Source organism: Streptomyces ortus (assembly GCF_026341275.1).
GTDB lineage: Bacteria > Actinomycetota > Actinomycetes > Streptomycetales > Streptomycetaceae > Streptomyces > Streptomyces ortus.
Map to the genome: position 1 here is coordinate 471612 of NZ_JAIFZO010000002.1, position 17199 is coordinate 488810.

At 71.6% G+C, this 17199-nt stretch carries 15 protein-coding genes and 1 pseudogene; 6 read left to right on the forward strand and 10 right to left on the reverse strand.

Going from position 1 to position 17199, the window contains the following annotated elements; all coding sequences use genetic code 11:
* Positions 1 to 84 precede the first annotated feature (84 nt).
* From yczE to K3769_RS05305, 4 genes are all read left to right on the forward strand, one after another.
* Positions 85 to 747 carry a membrane protein YczE gene (gene yczE, locus K3769_RS05290; RefSeq protein WP_442481022.1) on the forward strand — a complete coding sequence of 221 codons (663 nt, stop codon included), beginning with the start codon at positions 85 to 87 and terminating at the stop codon, positions 745 to 747.
* Complete coding sequence (locus K3769_RS05295; RefSeq protein WP_267025298.1) at positions 744 to 1511, forward strand: glycerophosphodiester phosphodiesterase family protein; 768 nt, start codon at positions 744 to 746, stop codon at positions 1509 to 1511. Before yczE ends, K3769_RS05295 begins: the two co-directional genes overlap by 4 nt.
* Positions 1512 to 1572: 61 nt before the next feature.
* The gene (locus K3769_RS05300) at positions 1573 to 2934 is read left to right on the forward strand and encodes an MFS transporter (RefSeq protein ID WP_267025299.1); all 1362 of its coding nucleotides are present in this window, start codon (positions 1573 to 1575) and stop codon (positions 2932 to 2934) included.
* A gap of 255 nt (positions 2935 to 3189) precedes the next feature.
* Positions 3190 to 3564 carry an RNA polymerase-binding protein RbpA gene (locus K3769_RS05305; protein ID WP_003977404.1) on the forward strand — a complete coding sequence of 125 codons (375 nt, stop codon included), beginning with the start codon at positions 3190 to 3192 and terminating at the stop codon, positions 3562 to 3564.
* 218 nt (positions 3565 to 3782) lie between these two features.
* Here K3769_RS05305 and fxsA read toward each other — a convergent pair whose 3' ends face one another.
* From fxsA to K3769_RS05325, 4 genes and pseudogenes are all read right to left on the reverse strand, one after another.
* Positions 3783 to 4379 carry an FxsA family membrane protein gene (gene fxsA, locus K3769_RS05310; RefSeq protein ID WP_267025300.1) on the reverse strand — a complete coding sequence of 199 codons (597 nt, stop codon included), beginning with the start codon at positions 4377 to 4379 and terminating at the stop codon, positions 3783 to 3785.
* Between the two features lie 97 nt (positions 4380 to 4476).
* Positions 4477 to 5244, reverse strand: a complete 768-nt coding sequence (locus tag K3769_RS05315; protein WP_267025301.1) for a polyprenol monophosphomannose synthase — start codon at positions 5242 to 5244, stop codon at positions 4477 to 4479.
* Positions 5245 to 5781: 537 nt separating this feature from the next.
* Positions 5782 to 7470 (reverse strand): amidohydrolase, encoded by a 1689-nt coding sequence (locus K3769_RS05320; protein ID WP_267025302.1) that lies wholly within the window; start codon positions 7468 to 7470, stop codon positions 5782 to 5784.
* Positions 7471 to 7519: 49 nt separating this feature from the next.
* Positions 7520 to 7955, reverse strand: a pseudogene (locus tag K3769_RS05325) (Lrp/AsnC family transcriptional regulator).
* Between the two features lie 264 nt (positions 7956 to 8219).
* On the opposite strand from K3769_RS05325, the gene K3769_RS05330 reads away from it, so the two are divergent.
* A complete protein-coding gene (locus K3769_RS05330; RefSeq protein ID WP_267025303.1) occupies positions 8220 to 8657 on the forward strand; it encodes a hypothetical protein in 438 nt (145 codons plus the stop codon).
* 60 nt (positions 8658 to 8717) lie between these two features.
* On the opposite strand, the gene K3769_RS05335 is transcribed toward K3769_RS05330, so the two are convergent.
* The 3 genes from K3769_RS05335 to K3769_RS05350 all read right to left on the reverse strand — a co-directional run bounded on the left by K3769_RS05335 (position 8718) and on the right by K3769_RS05350 (position 12757).
* Positions 8718 to 9836, reverse strand: coding sequence for a phosphotransferase family protein (locus K3769_RS05335; protein ID WP_267025304.1), 1119 nt, complete (start codon positions 9834 to 9836; stop codon positions 8718 to 8720).
* Between the two features lie 66 nt (positions 9837 to 9902).
* Positions 9903 to 11027: an Rv3169 family protein gene (locus tag K3769_RS05340; RefSeq protein ID WP_267025305.1), complete on the reverse strand. Its 1125-nt coding sequence runs from the start codon at positions 11025 to 11027 to the stop codon at positions 9903 to 9905.
* Between the two features lie 557 nt (positions 11028 to 11584).
* On the reverse strand, positions 11585 to 12757 hold the full coding sequence (locus tag K3769_RS05350; protein WP_267025306.1) for an acyl-CoA dehydrogenase family protein: 1173 nt from the start codon (positions 12755 to 12757) through the stop codon (positions 11585 to 11587).
* Positions 12758 to 13086: 329 nt separating this feature from the next.
* Here K3769_RS05350 and K3769_RS05355 point away from each other — a divergent pair, with 329 nt between their 5' ends.
* On the forward strand, positions 13087 to 14376 hold the full coding sequence (locus tag K3769_RS05355; protein ID WP_267025307.1) for a glycoside hydrolase family 18 protein: 1290 nt from the start codon (positions 13087 to 13089) through the stop codon (positions 14374 to 14376).
* 59 nt (positions 14377 to 14435) lie between these two features.
* On the opposite strand, the gene K3769_RS05360 is transcribed toward K3769_RS05355, so the two are convergent.
* The 3 genes from K3769_RS05360 to K3769_RS05370 all read right to left on the reverse strand — a co-directional run bounded on the left by K3769_RS05360 (position 14436) and on the right by K3769_RS05370 (position 16983).
* Complete coding sequence (locus K3769_RS05360; RefSeq protein ID WP_267025308.1) at positions 14436 to 15095, reverse strand: TetR/AcrR family transcriptional regulator; 660 nt, start codon at positions 15093 to 15095, stop codon at positions 14436 to 14438.
* A 74-nt stretch (positions 15096 to 15169) separates the two neighbouring features.
* Complete coding sequence (locus K3769_RS05365; RefSeq protein WP_267025309.1) at positions 15170 to 15316, reverse strand: SCO1431 family membrane protein; 147 nt, start codon at positions 15314 to 15316, stop codon at positions 15170 to 15172.
* A 287-nt stretch (positions 15317 to 15603) separates the two neighbouring features.
* Complete coding sequence (locus tag K3769_RS05370; RefSeq protein ID WP_267025310.1) at positions 15604 to 16983, reverse strand: C39 family peptidase; 1380 nt, start codon at positions 16981 to 16983, stop codon at positions 15604 to 15606.
* Between the last annotated feature and the right edge of the window lie 216 nt (positions 16984 to 17199).

Below are 17199 nucleotides of genomic sequence, written 5' to 3' on the forward strand. Positions count from 1 at the left end.
TGGAAGAGGTTTCTCCCCACGCCACAGAGTGTCACGAGTCAGTCCACCGTCACCACCGCACCACCGCGCCGCCAGGGAGCCACCTTGTCCAGCCCGCCGCCGAGGCACCTCACCCGCCGACTCCTCCAGCTCTACGTGGGGCTGGCCCTCTACGGGGCGAGTTCCGCCCTCCTCGTGGCGGCGGGCCTGGGTCTTGAGCCCTGGGGCGTGCTGCATCAGGGCCTCGCCGAGCGGACCGGGCTGACGATCGGTGTCGTGTCGATCATCGTGGGGGCCGTCGTCCTCCTTCTGTGGATCCCGCTGCGCCAGCGGCCGGGCCTCGGCACGGTGTCCAACGTCTTCGTGGTCGGTATCGCCATGGACGGCGTGCTCGCCCTGCTGCCGGCCGCGCACAGCCTCCCGGTCCGTGTCCCGCTGATGGTGGCGGGCATCCTCCTGAACGGTGCGGCGACCGGCCTCTACATAGCGGCCCGCCTCGGTCCGGGCCCGCGCGACGGCCTGATGACGGGATTCCACCGGCGCACCGGCCGCTCGGTGCGCCTGGTGCGCACGACCCTGGAAGTGACCGTGGTGGCGACGGGCTTCGTCCTGGGCGGCACGGTCGGGGCCGGTACGGTCCTGTACGCGCTGTCCATCGGGCCGCTGGCCCAGCTGTTCCTGCGGGTGTTCGCCGTCCCCGGGGGAACACCGGGCGGCAGCACGGTGGTTGCCGCGGGGCCACCGGAGCGGGCGATACTGCGCGAGTGATCCCGCGCATACGCCACCCCTACCTCGACCATCCCGGCCCCATAGCCTTCGCCCACCGGGGCGGGGCCGCCGACGGCCTGGAGAACACGGTGGCCCAGTTCCGCCGGGCGGTCGAGGCCGGCTACCGGTACATCGAGACCGACGTACACGCCACGAAGGACGGACAACTCGCCGCCTTCCACGACGCGACGCTTGACCGGGTGACCGACGGGGCGGGCCGGATAGCGGACCTCCCCTGGGACGACGTACGGCACGCGCGCGTGGCGGGCGCCGAACCGGTCCCCCTGTTCGAAGAGCTGCTGGAGACCTTCCCCGATGTCCGCTGGAACGTCGACGTCAAGGCGGAGCCCGCGCTGGGTCCGCTCCTCGACCTGATCCGCCGCACCGGCTCCTGGGACCGTGTCTGCGTCGGCTCCTTCTCGGAGGCGCGGGTCACCCGGGCCCAGCGTGCGGCCGGCCCGCGCCTGGCCACCTCGTACGGCATCCGGGGTGTCCTCGGGCTGCGCCTGCGGTCCTGGGGTCTGCCCGCCGCCCTGCGTGAGTCGGCGGTCTGCGCGCAGGTTCCCGAGGCCCAGTCGGGGATCCCGGTGGTGGACCGCCGGTTCCTGAGCGCGGCCCACGCGCGCGGGTTGCAGGTCCACGTGTGGACGGTCAACGAACCCGAGCGGATGCACCGGCTTCTGGACCTGGGAGTCGATGGCATCATGACCGATCACATCGAGACGCTGCGCGGGGTCCTGCGGGACCGCGGCACCTGGGCCTGACGGGCCGGCCGCACCGCGTGGCGTCCTCGCGCGGGGACACGACGGGGAAGCGAGGGCACGGGTGGGCACCGACACCGTGCGGGAACGGGCCGCCGACGGGGCCGCCGAACGGCGGCGCGAGCAGCGCGGCTGGTACTTCTACGACTGGGCCTGCTCCGTCTACTCGACGAGCGTGCTCACCGTGTTCCTCGGCCCCTATCTGACGTCGGTCGCCAAGGCGGCGGCGGACGCGGACGGATTCGTGCACCCGCTGGGGATCCCCGTGCGCGCGGGCTCGTTCTTCGCCTACAGCGTGTCCGCGTCCGTGATCCTGTCGATCTTCGTGATGCCCCTGGCGGGCGCGGCGGCCGACCGCGGCGGCCGTAAGAAGCCGCTCCTCGCGCTGTCGGCGTACCTGGGCGCCGCGGCCACGGCGGGAATGTTCTTCCTGGACGGCGACCGCTATCTGCTGGGCGGCCTGCTGCTCCTCGTGGCCAATGCCTCACTGGCCGTCTCGATGGTGCTCTACAACTCGTATCTGCCGCAGATCGCCCCGCCCGAGGAACGCGACGCCGTCTCGTCACGGGGCTGGGCGTTCGGCTACGCGGCGGGCTCGCTGGTCCTCGTGGCGAACCTGGTGCTCTACAGCGCGCACGACAGCTTCGGTGTCTCGGAGGCGACGGCGGTCCGCATCTGCCTGGCCTCGGCGGGCGTCTGGTGGGGCGTCTTCACCCTCGTACCGCTCAAGCGGCTGCGCGACCGCCGTACGGCGGACTCCCCCGCGGGGTCGCCGGGCGGGCCCGGACGCGGCTGGCGGCAGCTGGCGGCGACCGTGCGCGAGATGCGCCGCCAGCCGCTCACCCTCGCCTTCCTCCTCGCGTACCTCGTCTACAACGACGGCATCCAGACGGTCATCTCACAGGCCTCCGTGTACGGGTCCGAGGAACTGGGCCTCGACCAGTCGACGCTGATCGTGGCCGTGCTTCTGGTCCAGCTCCTCGCGGTGGCCGGGGCGCTCGGAATGGGCCGACTGGCCCGGACCTACGGCGCCAAACGGATCATTCTCGGGTCCCTGGTCGCCTGGACCCTCACGCTGGCCGCCGGATATTTCCTGCCCGCGGGAGCGCCCGGCTGGTTCTTCGCCCTCGCCGCGGGCATCGGACTCGTCCTCGGCGGCAGCCAGGCCCTGTCCCGGTCCCTGTTCTCGCATCTGGTGCCGCCCGGCAAGGAGGCCGAGTACTTCTCGGCGTACGAGATGAGCGACCGCGGCATGAGCTGGCTGGGACCGCTCCTGTTCGGTGTGACCTACCAACTGACGGGCAGCTACCGGAACGCCATCATCTCGCTCGTGGCCTTCTTCGTGCTGGGATTCGTGCTGCTCGCGCGGGTCCCGGTGCGCCGGGCGGTGCGCGACGCGGGCAACCCCGTTCCGGCGAGGATTTAGCGCTCAGCGCCAAAGGGCGGTAGTGTACGCGTTTGGCCTGCCAGGCGTACCGTTACTGCGCGTCAAAGATGCCGCAACACCGGGTGACATCTGCTGTCAGATGTGGCATACCGGGCGCAGGTGGGTACAACAACGAGCGGCTACGACGGCGACGCATGTCCCGGAGCGGGAATCTTTACCGCCGACCGGACGTTGACCGGATGACGACGACAGCGACACCTGTCCTGTGGGCGACAAGCCCGGGAGGCACGATTCATGAGTGAGCGAGCTCTTCGCGGCACGCGCCTCGTGGTGACTAGCTACGAGACGGACCGCGGCATCGACCTGGCCCCGCGCCAGGCCGTGGAGTACGCATGCGAGAAGGGCCATCGATTCGAGATGCCCTTCTCGGTGGAGGCGGAGATCCCGCCGGAGTGGGAGTGCAAGGTCTGCGGGGCCCAGGCACTCCTGGTGGACGGCGACGGCCCTGAAGAGAAGAAGGCCAAGCCCGCGCGTACGCATTGGGACATGCTGATGGAACGGCGTACGCGAGAGGAGCTCGAAGAGGTCCTCGAAGAGCGCCTGGCCGTGCTTCGATCCGGGGCCATGAACATCGCGGTCCACCCTCGGGACAGCCGCAAGTCCGCGTAACCCCTCCGGGGGCTGGGCGGCATACAGCGCACGCACGCGACCGCGGGCACCGTGTCTTCGGACACGGTTCCCGCGGTTCTGTGCGTTTACGTGGACTCGGGTTTCTGCGTCGTGCGGGTCCGCTGGGGCTGGGGTTGCGCAGTTCCTCGCGCCCCTGAAAACACAGCCCCTCCGGCGTTTGAGGAGCGGGGGGCCGTGGGCGGAGCCCCCGAGGTGCCTCAGCCGGTCAGCGGCGGGCGCGAACCGTGGCCGTCCTCGCGGTCGCGCGCCGCGTCGTCGCGGACGACCTCACCCTGCACGACCTTCCCGTCGGGCCGCTGCATGCGCGCCTGCTGGAACGCGCTCCCGAAGGACCCCGAAGCCTCCCGGACCTTCCGCTCGAACGTCCGCTCCGCATACCGCCCGACCGCCTTCTGCACCGGCGGTACCAGCAGAAGCAGCCCGAGCACGTCGGAGATGAGCCCGGGCAGCATCAGGAGCAGCCCGCCGAGCATCATCAGGCCGTTGCCCTCGGAGTTGGTCCTGCCCTGCGGCCCCGCCCCGCTCTGCTGCTGTTGCAGCGTCTCGCTCAGCGCACGGAAGGCCCGGCGGCCGGCCCGCTTGATGACCACGGAGCCGAGGACGAACCCACCGATCAGCAGCAGGACGACCGCGAAACCGCTCGCCGCGCCCGCCACCACCGTCAGCAGCCAGATTTCCAGCACGAGCCACGCGGCCACGCCCAGGGGCAGGAACCTCAGCAGCCGTGAGCGCCGGGGCCGGCGGGAGGTGGAACCGGGGGCGGAGGAGGGCGGGATCGGTGCGCCAGTCGTCATGCCTCCAGTGTGCCTGGCCAGGGCTCAGTACGACATAAAGCGTAAAGAGGCGATCAGGAAGCGACGATCGGGGCGCCCTGTGCGACGAGGAAGCGCCTCAGGGCTTCTTGCGCCCCAGCACGCGCCCCGCCCGCTCCCCCACACCCCACGTGGTGACCCGCCACAGCGCCTCCACCAGGATGTCGCGGCTCATCTTGGAGTCGCCCAGTTCACGCTCGACGAAGGTGATCGGCACCTCGACCACGTGGCAGCCGGCCCGCACGGCCCGGCGGGCCAGGTCGACCTGGAAACAGTACCCCTGCGAGGAGACCTCTCCGAGGCCGAGGCGCTCCAGGGTCTCGCGCCGGAAGGCCCGGTAGCCGCCGGTGACGTCGCGGATCGGCACATCGAGCAGGACACGTGAGTACAGGCTTCCGCCGCGCGAGAGGAACTCCCGGGACTTGGGCCAGTTCACCACCCTGCCGCCCGGCACCCAGCGGGATCCGAGCACCAGGTCGGCGCCCTTGAGCGCGGTCAGCAGCCGGGGCAGCTCCTCGGGCTGGTGCGAGCCGTCGGCGTCCATCTCGACCAGGACGCCGTACCCCTGTTCCAGGCCCCAGCCGAAACCGGCGAGGTAGGCGGCGCCGAGGCCTTCCTTGCCCTTGCGGTGCAGTACGTGGACGTGCTCGTCCTCGACGGCCAGCTCGTCTGCGAGCTTGCCGGTGCCGTCGGGGCTGTTGTCGTCGGCGATCAGGACGTGCGCCGCGGGTACGGCCGCCCGCACCCGGCCGACGATCCTCTTGATGTTCTCCGCCTCGTTGAAGGTCGGAATGATCACCAAGGTCGTGCCGAGCGGACCGAACCGTCGCTCAACGCCGTCGTTCACAGCTTCCCCTTAAAACTTCCGTGCGAGAGGGGCTCCACCATAGCGAGCGCCGCTCTTCCCGCAGGTAAGGCGCCGACTTGAAAAGTCGCACAACGGGGTCGTACGAGGGGAAAAGGGGTCGCACGGGGGAAGCGGAACTGCGGATCGGGGCCCGGCGCCCTTCGGGCCGACCTGGGACCCGCTGGCTGCGGGTCGACCGAAAGCCGTTGTCTACTGAGCTGCCGGGCCCCACCCGGGTCGCACCATCCGGCCGGAACGTTCCCTCGCCCCGTGGCGCGGACGCTGGGCCTGGCTCCCAGTGGTGGTGCGCCGGTGCGGCACACCACCCCTGACCCAACTGCGCTGCGGCGACTGCGCGGAAGTTCACCGGCCGGACGTCCGGTGGTGGACCCGGCCGAACCTACCGGCCACCTGCCGCTCACTGTCAACAGTCGTTCCACCTGCGGGTTTTCCAAGAAACGCCTGGTCAGCGCCGAGGATGCGCAGGTCGCGCGACAGCCCGTCGGACCATGATCCTCACCGCGCCACCCCGGGACATCACTCGTCCGGCCGTACGAATACGGTTCGACCGTCCACCACGGTGCGCAGACAGACCGGCAGGTCCGCGCCGGGTGACAGGTCGGGCAGCCCCGGGGTCCCGGAGCGGGGGTCGGTCGACCAGCGGGCCACCCGGTCGTCCGGGGCCTGGACCACGAGTTCCTCGGTGCGCCACACGGCGTAGTCCGCGGGCGCGCCCGGCACCAGGGACCCCGCGTCGTCCCGGCCGACCGCCCGCCACCCGCCCCGCGTGTGCGCCGTGAAGGCGGCGCGGACGGACACCCGGTGTTCGGGCGTCCGGTGGAAGGCGGCGGCACGGACCGTGCCCCAGGGGTCGAGCGGGGTGACGGGGCTGTCGGAACCGAAGGCGAGGGGCACGCCGGCGCGCAGCAGGGCGGCGTAGGGGTTGAGCGTGCGGGCGCGCTCGGCGCCGAGGCGTTCGGCGTACATGCCCTCCTCGCCGCCCCACAGCGCGTCGAAGGCCGGCTGGACGGAGGCGGTGAGCCCGAGGTCGGCGAATCCGGCGATGGTCCCGGGCGTCAGCATCTCGGCATGCTCGACGCGGTGCCGGGCGGCTCGTACGCGGGCCAGGCCGACCTTCTCGGCGGCTGCGCGCACGCCGTCGACCACCGAGGCCACCGCGGCGTCCCCGATGGCGTGGAAGCCCGCCTGGAGCCCCGCCTCGGTGCACGCCACGACGTGGGCGGCGACGGCGGCCGTGTCCAGGTAGGCGGTGCCCGTGTGCCGCGCGTCGGCGTACGGCCGGTGCAGACAGGCCGTGTGCGAACCGAGGGCGCCGTCCACGAAGAGGTCGCCCGCGGCGCCGGCCGCTCCCAGGGCGCGGGCCTTCGCCACGTCCTGCTCGGCCCAGTAGCCGACGACCCGGGGGCCGGCCTCCTCGGCGGCGAGCCGCAGCAGTGCGGTGAAGTCGTCCTCGGAGGAGATCTCGGGGCCCGCGCACTCGTGCACGGATCCGATGCCCAGCGAGGCGGCGTGCCACAGGGCGGCTCGCTGGGCCTCCGTACGCTGCGAGGGGGTCACGGCCGCGAGGGCGGCGGCGCGTACGGCGTGGTGGGCGTCGCGGGTGAGCGGTTCGCCGTCCTGGAAGCCGGCCGCCCCGCGTACGCCCGGCGCCATGTCCAGCAGGGCCGTGGTGGCGACGGCGGAGTGGACGTCGATCCGGCTGAGGTAGAGCGGACGGCCGCCGGTGGCCTCGTCCAGCTCGTCGCGCCGCGGGGGCCGCCGGCCGGGCCAGCGGGAGGCGTCCCAGCCGTGGCCGAGGAGCACCCGGTCACCGGGGCGGGATGCGGCGAAGTCCCGTACACGGGCCAGCGCGTCGTCGAGGGTGCGGGCGGCGGAGAGGTCGAGGCCGGTGAGCGCGAAGCCGGTGGCCGTGGTGTGCACGTGGGCGTCGGTGAACGCCGGGGTGACGAGCGCCCCCCGGAGGTCGACCACCTCGTCCACGCCGTCCGAGAACGCGTCGGCGGCGCCCTCCGAACCGACCCAGGCGACCTGTCCGCGCTCCACGACCATCGCGGTGGCGAACGGGTCGGCGGGGCTGTGCACTTCACCGCCCCGCAGCAGCAAGGTCCGCGCGTCGCGGGACGGGCCGTCCGGACCGGGCGGTGCCGTTCGCGGAGTCCCTGAGTGGATGCGGTTCGGCACGGAATCGGTGGTGCTGTCGCTCATGCCACCAGTCTCGCCCCTGGCCGGTCCCGGCCGCCGCGCGGGCCCGCCGTCAGATCTTCGGCGGCCGGGCCTCGTACGGCGTGGACAGCACCACCGTCGTCCGTGTGGACACCCCCGCCAGCGAGCGCAGCCGCGCGAGGAGCTCCTCCAGCTCGTGCGGCGTCGCGACGCGGACCTTCAGGATGTAGTTCTCGTCGCCGGCGACACTGTGGCAGGCCTCGATCTCCGGCACGCCCGCCAGCCGTTCGGCGATGTCGTCGGGCGCGCTGGGGTCGAACGGTTTCACCGAGATGAACGCCGTCAGCGGCAGCCCCACCGCCTCCGGGTCGACGACCGCGGCATAGCCGCGGATGACGCCGCGCTGTTCCAGCCGGCGCACCCGCTGGTGCACGGCCGACGTGGACAGGCCGTGCGCGCGGGTCGGTCGTAGCTCATCCGCGTCTTCGACGAGCAGCTGCACGATGATGGCGGTCCAGCTCCTCCATGGCGGAGAACCTACAGTGCCCTTGATCCCCCCGGGAACCGGCGGCGCAGGTCATACCCGCCCCGCGCCGCGGCCGGACCCACCGGACGGCGCGGACGGGGGACGAACCGGCCGGGTCGGGCACCTGCGGTCAGCATGTGACGAACGCCACATGACACCGCCCGCTTCCGTGATGCTCTCGTGATTACCGCGGAGACGGGGCGGGAAGTGCTTGCTGTGGCCGAGGTCGCAGCATTTTGTCGGCCCATCCGAGGGGGAGTAACCCATGCAGAGTCTCAAGCGTCTTGGACGTACCGCGCCCAAGCGGCAGCAGTCGGTCTTCGAACCCGAGCCGGAGGGCGTCGAACCGGACGCCCTGGACGGTGAGGAGCTCGACGCGTACGACACCTTCGAGATGTACCGGGTGATCTGCCCGGACTGCGCGCAGCCCATCGCGCTGCTGGCGGACGAGGAGCGTCTGCCGGAGCACGCGCTCTGCGCCTCACCGTGGAACCCCTTCGGGCTCACGGTCTGCGCCGGTACGGGCCGCGCGGCGGCCGACGCCCAGCCCGCCGACGAGACGATGGAGGTCCAGGAGCAGGAAACCGCCCTGCTGCTGACGCTCCCTCAGGGGCTCGACTGGCGGACCCAGCCCTTCTCGCACGTGGGAGGGCCCGGCTCGCGGCCCATGCGGGTGCCTGTGCTGCGGCGACTGGCCGCCTAGGACCCGGCCGGTCGAGCACGGCCCGGACCCCGCCGGGGCGCCGGAACGCCCGAGGGGTCCTCAATCCCCGTAATCGCCCTGCACCATGGCTCGCAGGCTGTCGTGGTGCAGGATCAGCGTGTCCGGATCCGCCGGGACGTCGCTCTCGCCGAAGTGCACCTGCCGGTAGGCGACCCGCAGCATGACGACGGCGTGCCGCAGCGCGGCGTACAGGATGTGGAAGTCCATGGCGCGTGGCGTGTGTCCGGTGAGGTCGGCGTAGCGCGCCTCGACCCGGTCCCTGCGCAGGAGGCCGGGCAGTCCGCGCTGCCCGAAGCGCTCCGTGAGGTCCTGGAAGAAGCGGTGCAGATAGATCATCCAGCCGAGGTCGACCTCGCGCGGGCCCAGTGCCGCCATCTCCCAGTCGAGGACGGCGGCGGGCTCGAAGCCGTCGTAGACGACGTTCCCGATGCGGGCGTCGCCCCAGCTGAGCACCGTCGCGCCCTCGTCGTCCGGCCAGAGCGCGTCGAGCCGGTCGAAGGCGTCCTCGATGAGGGGCGAGCGCGACAGCCCGTCGACCACCCAGGCGTAGTAGGCCCGTTGGGCTTCGACGTGGGCCCGCAAGGGGCTCGGCGAAGAGCTGTGTGACGGGTCCTCCGCGCCGGGCGCCGCGAGGAACGAGGCCTCCTCCACCGGGACCTGGTCGTGCAGCCGGGCGAGGATGGCGACCGACGCCGCCTCCAGCCGTTCGCGTTCGGCCCCGCTCGCGGCGTGCAGCCAGTTGCCCTCGTACGTGTAAGGCATGACGTCGGGCGGTACGCGCCCCTCCACCCGCTCCATGACGAAGAACGGGGCACCGAGCGGCCCCGGGTCCTCCTCCAGCCACAGCACGCGGGGCACCGGGACGTCCGTGCGGTCCGCGACCAGCCGCATGGTGCGGCACTGCCGCGGCAGGTCGTAGACCGGGAAGACGGTGTACGCCGCCGGGTCTGCCGCGAGTCTCAACGCGCAGGCCCGGAGCGGTGGTTCGGGGTGCTCGATGTCGAAGAGCAGGGTCTCGCTCGACATTCCGTTGGACGTGGGGACGCGGACGTCGACCGCCTCGGCGCCGGGCAGCCGTGCGGCGAGCCACGCGGTCAGCCGCCGAGCGATCTCCTCGGGGTCACGGGTCGTCGTACGGGGACGAGGCGCCTCAGCCATGCCACCACTCCCTCGCGGCCCGCCCCTTCGAAGCCCGCTCCTCCGCGGCCGGCACGTGCACGGTCCTCACGGGGCGACCGAGTCGAACCCGGTGAACCCGCTCGGGTCGTGCCGCCCGAACGAGCCGTGCTCGAAGATCCCGTACCCCGTACGCCCGTCGAGGGTGAAGCGGGCCGCGTGGTCGGTCACCCCGTACGCGGCGAGTCCGAGCGCGGCCGGGTCCGAGAGGTCGTACACGCGCCGGTCGGTCCAGCCCCTGCCCTGCCAGGTGCCGTGCTGCCAGTCCTCGGCGGGCGGGTAGCCCGCGCCGACGGCGAGCGGGGAGGAGGCCAGGATCTCGACGCCCAGTTCGAGCGGCTTGCGAGGGTCGCCGACGTGGACGATCGCACGCTCCGGGTGGCGCGTGCCGCTCCGGTAGGCGATCTCCGCCCGCGGCCAGCCGAGTTGACGGTCGCGCTCCCCGGCCCGTACGACTGTCGCGTCGTTCAGGGTCCGGTGGCCGTCGGCGTCCTCCTGGGTGACGACCATCAGGAAACGGTCCTCGAAGCGGACGGGGCACCAGAGCCAGTGGAAGCCCTCGGTCCGGTGTTCCTCGGCCAGCCGGCCGCCCTCCTCGCCGGGCAGCGGACGGGTGCCCCAGCTGCGGTCGCGGGTGCCGGTCCAGCCGTCGCCCGACAGCCGGGTCTCCTCCCCCGCGATCCGGATCCAGCCCTCGCACCGGCCCGCCTGGACGAAGCGCCGGCCCTCCAACGTGAGGCGGGCGCCCCGGCGTTGCAGATGATGCGGTTCCCACAGGGCGGGGAAGGCCGCGGACCAGTTGATCTCGTACGACAGTCCGTCCGGATCGTCGGGGTCGGCCGCGCAGCTCAGGACGAAGTCCTTCAGGGGCCGTTCGACGTGGATGCGCAGCGGCCCGACGGACAGGCGCATCCGCTCGTCGTCGTCGAGGGCGTCCGAGGCGCGCACGGCGTGCAGGGTGTCCCCGACGCGCAGGGTCGCGTACGCGTCGATGACGCCCACGTTCGGATACACCCCGAGCCCCAGGACGAGCAGCGCCCTGCCCCGGTGGTCGAAGACATGGAAGATGCACCGGTCGTAGGCGTTCCGGTCCCCCGTGGCCACGTGCTTCATCGAGAGGGGGACCTGGTGCACGGGGTACTCGTCGAGGGCTACGGGACGGTCGTCGGGCATCGGCTGCCTCCCGGGGCGCGTGGCGCGGCGAGTTGACGGTACGTCAGATGGGCGTGGGGGGCCAGGGCACGGCAGCCCTTCGCCGCTCCGGAACCCCCGCGAACGCACAGGCGATTCCGCCAGTCGGTGACCTGCCCGCCCCGGTGCGCGTTGGCCCGGTATGACCCCTTCGTACGCAGAGACATACGCCGAGACGGGCCGTCGTCGCGGGTTTCTCCCTCCCTCGGCGGAATCGGTTCCCCAGGGGACTCAGGAGACTCAGGGAGCGCAGCAACCCCAGGGCACCCAGCGGGCTCAGGGGATCCAGAGGAGCCAGCAGCCCCAGGAACGCCCGGCACAGCAGGAGACGCGGTGGACGCGCGTGCTGCAGATGCCCGAGGACTCACAGGGGCATCCGGGATCCCAGGGACCACAGGGGCCCCACCAACCCGTGGACCCGCCCATCTACACCGCCATGATGCGCGCCTGGTCCGACCGCGGCCGGACCCTGCCCGGTCACCACGATCCGGAGTGGGCCAGGCTGGTGGCCCCCTCGGCGATGTACGCGTACGGACGGTTCAGCGCGACTCGGGACCCGCGAGGTGACGGGCGATGACCATCCGCTGGATCTGATTGGTGCCCTCGACGATCTGCAGCACCTTGGCCTCGCGCATGTACCGCTCCACGGGGAAGTCCGCGGTGTAGCCGTACCCACCGAGCACCTGCACGGCGTCGACGGTGACCTGCATCGCGGTGTCGGTGCAGAACAGCTTCGCCATGGCCGCCTGCCGGGCGAAGGGCCGTCCCGCGTCCCGCAGCCGGGCCGCGGTGAGATAGAGCGAACGGCCCGCCTCGATCCGCGTCGCCATGTCCGCGAGCATGAAGCGCAGGCCCTGGAAGTCCGCGATCGGCCGGCCGAACTGCTCGCGCCCCGTCGCGTAGGCGACCGCCTCGTCAAGGGCGGCCTGGGCGACCCCGACGGCGCACGCCGCGATGCCGAGCCGCCCGGAGTCCAGCGCCGACAGCGCGATCGCGAAGCCCTGCCCCTCGTCGCCGATACGCCTGCTGTCGGGGATCCGCACCCCGTCGAAGTGCACCTGCGCCGTGGGGGAGCCCTTCATGCCCATCTTCTTCTCGGGCGCCGCCGCGCTCAGGCCCTCGGCGTCACCGGGCACCAGGAACGCGGTGATGCCCCGCGCACCCTCGGCACCGGTCCGCGCCAGCACGGTGCAGAAGTCCGCGACCCCGCCGTGCGTGATCCAGGCCTTGGTCCCGGTGAGCACCCAGTCGTCGCCGTCCCGCACGGCCTTCGTCCGCAGGGACGCCGCGTCCGAGCCGGACGCCGGCTCGGAGAGGCAGTAGGCCCCCAGGAGGCCGCCGCCGAGCATGTCCGGGAGGTGCTCGACCTGCTGCTCCTTGCTGCCGTAGTTGGCGAGGGCATGGCAGGCGAGCGAGTGCACGCTGACCCCGAGCCCCACGGTGAGACGGGCGGCGGCGAGCTCTTCGAGGACCTGGAGGTAGACCTCGTACGGCTGGTCTCCGCCGCCGTACTCGCTGTCGTACGGAAGGCCGAGCAGTCCCGACTCCGAGAGCAGGGTGAAGACCTCCCGGGGGAAGCGTCCGGCGTCCTCCTCCTCGGCCGCCTTCGGGGCGATCTCACGCTGCGCGATGTCGCGGACGAGCGAGATCAGATCCCGGGCCTCGTCCGTGGGCAGTTGACGGTCCACCGGCTGCGGCGCGCGGTCGGGCATGGCGACGATCCTCCCTGTCGGGCACATCGGCGGACGCACGCCTGGGTGGGGCCGCGCCGCCGGGTCTCACTGAGCACCGGTGATGCTCGCGTCTCCGGGTCGCGGAAGCGCCTGATCAGCGGCTGTGCGCTGTGAGTATGCCCGATCGGAGGCATGGAGTCACCAGTTAACGACCGCTTACTCAAGAGTAAAGAACTCCTTATGGAATTCCTGCGGGGAATTGGTCCGAACCATTGACCGACTGGTCTAGTCCTCCTACTGTTTCGCTCCAACGCTTCACCGCGTTCATGCCAATCGGCGCATGTCCCCTCTCCCCCACGAGGAGTCCGATGCTCAGCTCACTCCGCCCCCGGGTCCGTTTCCGGGCGCTCCTGTCCGCCGCGTGCTGCGCCGCCCTCGGCGCGGGGCTGCTCGCCGGCGCGGGCACCGCCACCGCGGCCGGTACGTCGGCCCCGGCGGCCACCACCGCTTCGGCAGGGAAGGCCGCCACCCCCACAGCGGCCACCGCCGCGGCGGCCGGCTCCAAGGTCGTCGGCTACTTCACCGAATGGGGCACCTACGACCGGAAGTACCTGGTCAAGAACGTGGAGACATCCGGCTCCGCGGCCAGGCTGACGCACATCAACTACGCCTTCGGCAACGTCACCGGCGGCAAGTGCGCGATGGGCGACTCCTACGCGGCCACCGAGCGGACCCACACCGCGGCCGAGTCGGTCGACGGCGTCGCGGACACCTGGGACCAGCCCCTGCGCGGCAACTTCAACCAGCTCCGCGAGCTGAAGAAGAAGCACCCGAACCTCAGGATCCTGTGGTCCTTCGGCGGCTGGACCTGGTCCGGCGGCTTCACCGAGGCGGCCAGGAATCCCGCGGCCTTCGCCCAGTCCTGCTACGACCTGGTCGAGAACTCCAAGTGGGCCGACGTCTTCGACGGCATCGACATCGACTGGGAGTACCCCAACAGCTGCGGTCTCAGCTGTGACACCAGCGGGCGGGCCGCGTACAAGAACCTGATGTCGGCCGTCCGCGCCAAGTTCGGCGGCTCCGCGCTGGTCACTTCGGCGATCCCGGCCGACGCCACCGCGGGCGGCAAGCTGGACGCGGCGGACTACGCGGGCGCGGCCCAGTACGTCGACTGGTACAACCCGATGACGTACGACTTCTTCGGTGCCTGGGACGCGACCGGTCCGACGGCTCCGCACTCCGCGCTGAACTCCTACTCGGGAATCCCGAAGGCGGAGTTCCACACCTCGGCCACCATCGCCAAGCTCAAGGGCATGGGCATACCGGCCTCGAAGCTGCTGCTCGGCATCGGCTTCTACGGACGCGGCTGGACGGGGGTCACCCAGGCGGCGCCCGGCGGCTCGGCCACCGGACCGGCGGCGGGTACGTACGAGCAGGGCATCGACGACTACAAGGTGCTCAAGACGAAGTGCCCGGTCACCGGCACGGTGGGCGGTACCGCCTACGCCAAGTGCGGTAGCGACTGGTGGAGTTACGACACCCCGTCGACCATCGCCGGGAAGATGGGCTACAAGAACGCGCAGGGTCTGGGCGGCACGTTCTTCTGGGAGCTGAGCGGTGACACGGCGAACGGCGAACTGATCAAGGCGATCAACTAGCCGCGCCGGTAAGGCAGTCGGGGCGGGCAGCCGGCAACGGTCCCGCCCCGACCGACGTATCAGGTCGTGCGGCGCGCGGCCTGCGGGGCCGGGTAGGAGACGTCCAGCTCCTCGACGGCCCGCATCGTGCCGCCGAGCATCCTCACCAGCAGCTCACGCATCAGATCGCGCGACAGGCCGCGGTGGGCGATCCAGTCGAGGGTGGCCCCCTCCACACTGCACAGCCAGCCCAGCAGTGCCGTGCGCGGCAGCGGGCCCACCTTCCGCCGCCCGTACGCCCCTTCGGCGATCGTCTCGACGATGGCTTCCCGGACGCCGTCGCGGATGGCGTGCACCTCGGCGTCGAAGCCGACACCGCCGCTGATGATGGTCCGGTACGCGGCCTGGTTGTGCTCGGCGTAACGCAGATAGCCGTCGATGGTGCGGTGCACCCGTTCCTCCGGGGGCAGTTCGAGACCGCTGCCCGCCCGGGAGACCAGTTCGGCCACCGAGTCCTCGACGATCGCCAGGTAGTAGCCGCGCTTGGACCGGAAGTAGTAGTAGATCAGCCCCTTGGCGACCCGCGCCTGCTTGGCGATGTCGTCCATCGACAGGGCGTCGTAGGACGTGTCGGCGAACAACTTCCGCCCTATGACGATGAGTTCGGCACGGCGCGCCAGGGAACGGTCGGTGCCGCGCGCTCCGGGGCGGTCGGCACCGCGCTGTGGACTGTCAGTCAATTGCGGACCTGGTCTCCAACCGCGAGCGGGACTTCCGCAGTATGGCAGAGCCGTACGAGCAGTCTGTTCGAGTCTCAGACGAGGCCGAGCTGCGTCACGAACATCGCGAGCACCAGCACGAAGGTCCAGCCCATGACGTGCTCAAGGATCTTCGGACCGTCGTCCTTGGGACCGCCCGTCCGGGCGCGGAGGTGTCCGGCGGTGGCAGTGGTCGTGGTCATGGCGGCTCACTCACGGTCGGTGTGCGGTCGGCTTGCGAGGGACTCCCCCGCCGGTTCGGACGGACTTGTCCCCCCGGTGCGTCCACCTTGCCACCGGATCGGGCTTTTGCGGGGGAGAGCTTGGTCACCCGCGGCCGGCCGGTGTGGCACGCGCCACAGGGGCGGCTCCGCCGCGCGGAGCCGCCCCTGTGCCGTACCGATGTCCGGGTCCTGTGCCGTACCGATGTCCGGGTCCTGTGCCGTACCGGTGTCCGGGTCCTGTGCCTGTGCCGTACCGGCCTCCGGGCTCAGCGCACGCCCACCGCCGCCAGAGCCTTGCGCTGGGTGTCCGTGGGACGGGCCGGGAAGTAGAGGTAGCAGACCCCGCCGGTGCCGGAGACGACCTTCCCGGCGGCGTTGTACCGCTTCGTCCTGAGCCAGATGTTCTCCCACTCACGCCGCTTGTAGACACGTCGTACCGCGTCGTTGTCGGGCGAGTTCGGGTCGTTGGCGATCACGTCGCCGTCGGCGGTGAAGCCGATGACCGTCATCAGATGCCCGGCCGTGCCGTACCCCGCGCCGGTCAGCTCGGACGCGAGGAACGACTGGGACGTGATGGCGGGCACACCGGCGGCGATCAGCGTCTCCAGGTCGGTGAGCGAGTGGAGCCGCGTCACCACACCCTGCAGATCCTTGTACGTGGCGGCGTACGCGGCATTGAAGGGCCAGTTGCCGCAGCCGTCGTACTGGTAGTCGAAGGTGTAGCGCGCCGCGTGGCATACCTGCGGGTCCGCGTATGCGGGATCGACCCAGGCCAGCGCCTCGGCGGTGGGTTTCCGCCCCCAGTACTCGATGATCATCTGGGAGGAGGTGGGGCTGCACCAGGCCTCGCCGCCGTTGTCGTACTCGGGGTACTGGCCGACGTGGATCTCCTGCGAGTAGCGCGGCACCCTCAGTTCCCGCGCGAGGCCGGGCGCCGACGCGGGGACGGTGAAGCGGTCGGGGACGTCCGAGCCCATCGCGCCGAGCCGCCACACGGTCGGCGTGGCCTTGGTGCCGGGCTTGCGGTAGAGGGTCAGCCGCAGCCGGTACGACACCAGGCGCAGCCCGGAGGCCGCGTCGTCGACGGCGAAGGTGTCGGTCCAGACCGAGCTCTTCCCGTCGCTCTGGTCGTCGACCGAGGTCCGCCGGATGTCCTGGTCGCCGGCCGCCCAGCGGCCCATCACGTACCAGGGGGTGTCCGTGCCGTCGGAGTACGTGCCCGTCAGCTCGATCTGCAGCCAGGTGCCCGCCGGGGTCCGCGCGTTCCAGGAGGCGATGACCTCGGTGGAGGGGACGGCGAGGCGGTGCAGCGGGGAGGTCCAGCGGGCGTACTCCCAGGTGGCGGTCGTGTTCGTGTGCGGGTCCGTGTAGTCGGTGCGGCCCTCGGGGGTCCGGATCTCCAGGCCGGGGCGGGACCCCTGCACGGCACGGGTCCCTTCCGCCGTGCCGCCGCGCCAGTCGGCGTACGAGGTCCAGGCATGGTTGTCCACGAGAGCGGAGGGCGCTTTCGGCGTAGGGGCGGCCGGTCCTGCCGGGGTACGGGCCGGCGGGCTCGCGGCGGCGGCCGGGCTCGCCGCTCCGGCGGCGACCGCCGCCACCGCCGCGGCCAGGAGGGTTCTGCGGGACGGCTGTTCGGCTCTGGTCATGGACGGAAGACCCCCAGGTGTCCGCAACGGGCTGGTCCAGTGCGTGGGTGAGGCGTGGGCACGAACGTGCGCATGTGGGCCCACTATGGAACGCGATCACGGCTTCTGCCAGCACTTCGGACGTCGCGGCGCCGACCAATATTGGTCGAGACCACTGATGGGGCGGGCAGCGCGATTCAGTCCATATCGGTCTCGGTAGAGTGTTCCACCGGAATA